Genomic DNA, 3668 nt, shown 5'->3' on the forward strand with positions numbered 1-3668 from the left:
ACTCAATATTCTACCTTAACAGGCAAGATCCCTGTTCCCCAAAGAGTAGATTTTCTTATGGAACGGGCATCTTGCCCGTTCATAAAAGGCTTATTGACAATGATGCAACATCTCAATATTCTCGCTTAACAGGCTTTCCGGCCTGTTCGACAAAGAGTAGATTTTCTTGTGGAACGGGCATCTTGCCCGTTCATAAAAGGCTTATTGACAATGATGCAACATCTCAATATTCTCGCTTAACAGGCAAGATGCCTGTTCCACAAAGAGTAGATTTTCTTATGGAACGGGCATCTTGCCCGTTCATAAAAGGCTTATTGATAATGGTGCAACATCTCAATTGTAACGAAGTATTTCGGTAAAAACCCGGTTTCTGGCCCCGCGATCGGGTTTTTTGTCGATGGGCGATCGGGTTTTTTGTCGATCGGTCGATCGAATTTGAGAGAAATGTGCGATCGAATTCAATTTGTTAGTTTGTTAGTTTGTCCGCGCAGGGAAAGTTAGTTGGTTCCTCCGCAAGTCCGCTAGGGGTTGAAACGAACGGCGGGCCGTGTCAAAAATCAGGCGAATCTTTAGTCGGTTTCAACCGAATGCAAGCTATGAGACGGGGGTTGAAACGAACGACGGACTAAACGGAAGGGTGCAAGATATAGCGATCCTAAATCATTTGTGAATTTCTTACTCCCTCCCCTTAGTAAGGGGAGGGCTGGGGTGGGGTAAAAAATTTACGACTCCTGCAAGGATTGCTATATAATTACTACTAACTTTTGAAAAGAATAATATTTATTATATGTCGCTAATTGACTTAGCTAATTTTAAAACTAGGGTAATTGGATGCAGTGCGGTGATGGCTATTGGACAAGTTATTTCAAATGCGATCGCCAATCCGGCAACTCAAGCAGCAGCGGGTATGATGGGCGGCCCGATCGCCCTTGGGGGAGTTTCGATTTTGGCGACGATTGCTAATAGTATTGCGGGGAATATCGCGGCTAATGACCTCGGAAATCGGATGACCCAACGGTTGAGCAAAAATCCGAAGATTCTGGAAAATGACGATTTGATTAAGGCGGCGGGTGAGGCGATCGCCTATATTTTGAGAGAGGTTGCTTCGTCCCCTCAATTAATTGCGATCGCACTTAGCAAAAATTTGCCTTCTCCTGAAAGGGATCTCCGTCAATTAGCCGATAAAACTCCTGAATACTGGCTGTATATTAACACGAATACAGCCGACTTGTCAAGGGGTTTAAATATTTCCGAAGACCAGTTAACCCTGATTTTTTCTGCGGATGCCGAGGAGTTCGATCGAGTTACCGGATTGACAACGGTAGATTGGGCAACTTTCCTCAACGAATTCGCCCGGCGCGAGGGCAAATCCTTCGATGCGGAAATTGTGGAATTTGTGGCGGACAAGCTGTACGCAACTTTCCCCAAAGCGTACTGCGGAGTGCTGAAACTCGATGCGGCGAAGGGAGGAGAAAAGTTTGCGGCGATGCTGTTGAATCTGCACCAAATTGCTTTGGCAGAACTCAGAGATTTGGGGCTGCAAAATGGGGAAATACTGCAAAAGTTGGAGGCCGTGGCAACAGGGCAGCAGATTTGTCAAGTGATGGGGAAATTGTCAGCGATAGAAATTGGCATCCGGGACGATTTGGCGCAAGTTCGGGAATTGCTGCAAACATTTATCGATACTTCCGCGCCCCGATTGCGGATTTCTTTGAAGTCCGAGACGATTATTCAAGACCGGACTAAAGACTTTACCGGGCGCAGATTTGTATTTGAAAACATTGCCAGTTTCTTGCAAACAAATCGGAAAGGCTATTTTGTTTTAGAAGCAGAACCGGGTGTTGGGAAAAGTTCAATAATGGCGCAGTCCGTGTTGATGATGAAACGCCGCTGCGTTACTCATTTTAACTCGCGATCCGACGGGATTGTTGATGCCAAAACATTTCTCGAAAATGCCTGCATTCAGTTAATAGAAGGCTTTAAGCTCAGTTATAACTATCAGCAAGTGCAGGAAAATGCCACGGCAAACGGCAATTTTTTAGGGCGGCTGTTGGGGGAAGTCAGCGCTACATTGGGCGGGAAAAAGTTGATTTTTGTGGTAGATGCCCTCGATGAAGTCGATTTGAGTTTGCAAAGCAGCGGCAGCAACGTTCTCTATTTGCCGGAAGTTTTGCCGGATAACGTTTATTTTATTGTTTCCAAGCGGCCGGAATCTTTGCCTTTGCCGATGAATCATCTGCCGTTTGATTTGATGCAGTACGATGCAGAAAGTCTGGAAGATACGAAGGCTTATATTGCAAAACGCACCAGCAATAGCGCCTCCATTCAGAATTGGATTGCCAGTCATGATTTGAGCCGGGAACAGTTTGTGGGGGCGGTGGCCCAAAAAAGCCAGAACAATTTTATGTATCTCCGCTACGTGCTGAATGATATCGAAAACGGCGAGTACAGGGATGTTTCTTTGGAAGATTTGCCTAGGGAGTTGACAGGATATTATCGGAAGCATTGGGCACAGATGATGGGCAGGGAAGACGATCCGCTGTTGGAGATGAAAGTTAAGATTATCTACGTGATATCGAAAGCGCGCGAAGCTGTTTCTCGCGGCTGGATTGCTAAATCCGTAGGCGAGACTGATTTAAAAGTACAGCAGGTTCTCAAGAAATGGGATTCATTTTTGCGGCAGCAGCAAATCAGCGGCGAAATTCGCTACAGCATTTATCACAACAGTTTTCGCGAGTTTCTGGCAAAAGATGAAACCGTGCAATCTGCGGGGGTTGATGTTGAAGAACTTAACCGCCAAGGTATGAATAACAGGATAGAAGGGGCGCCTCTATGAGCGATTTGGGTGTGTGGTTGGCGAAGCAAAGTAAATCGGAGCGAGAATATTTGTTGAAGCATCAACCCAGGGATTTCATTGAGATTGGGCGAGATTTCAACCGTTATTATGGTTGGGTGACGGATTTTGGTTTTATTGAGGCGAAGTTAAAATTGTTGGGGGCGCAGCCGCTAATTGAGGATTACGATTTAGGGAGAAATGCAGATATGTTGCTGTCGGAGCAGCAAACTGAAACTTTGCGGTTGATTCAAGGGGCAATTCGCAAGTCGGCGCACGTTTTGGAGAAGGATAAAACGCAATTAGCAGGGCAATTGTTGGGGAGGTTGCTGGATTTTGAAAGGCCGCAGATTCATGGGTTGCTGGAGGTGGCTAAGCAGTGGAAAGATAGTGTTTGGTTGCGGCCTTTGAGGGCTAATTTAGAACGGCCGGGAGAAGGATGTCTGCGAACTCTCATCGGTCATACTGATGAGGTACTAGCAATGGCGATCGCACCAGACGGAAAAACAGCGATTTCCGCTTCATGGGATAAAACCCTGAAAATCTGGGACACCGAGACAGGTACCGAAGTTAGAACCCTCACCGGTCATACTAGCGATGTAACAGCAGTGGCGAACGCACCAGACGGCCTCACAGCGATTTCCGCTTCATACGATAACACCCTGAAAATCTGGGACACCGAGACAGGTACTGAAGTTATAACCCTCACCGGTCATACTGACTGGATAACAGCAGTGGCGATCGCACCAGACGGAAAAACAGCGATTTCCGCTTCATGGGATAAAACCCTGAAAATCTGGGACACCGAGACAGGTACCGAAGTTAGAACCCTCAC

General features: G+C 46.5%; 1 protein-coding gene and 1 pseudogene. Both read left to right on the top strand.

What is annotated here, in order from left to right:
* Nucleotides 1-787 precede the first annotated feature (787 nt).
* Complete coding sequence (locus ACUVJL_RS04675; RefSeq protein WP_445244784.1) at nt 788-2836, top strand: ATP-binding protein; 2049 nt, start codon at nt 788-790, stop codon at nt 2834-2836.
* Nucleotides 2833-3668: pseudogene (locus ACUVJL_RS04680) on the top strand (WD40 repeat domain-containing protein); the annotation flags it as partial. The gene ACUVJL_RS04675 and the pseudogene ACUVJL_RS04680, both read left to right, overlap by 4 nt.

Source organism: Microcoleus sp. OTE_8_concoct_300 (genome assembly GCF_031383065.1).
Classification (GTDB): Bacteria; Cyanobacteriota; Cyanobacteriia; order Cyanobacteriales; family Microcoleaceae; genus Microcoleus.

Excerpts from the sequence above, each read along its gene's own strand:
- ACUVJL_RS04675 (WP_445244784.1), top strand. The coding sequence starts at position 788 with ATGTCGCTAATTGACTTAGCTAATTTTAAAACTAGGGTAATTGGATGC.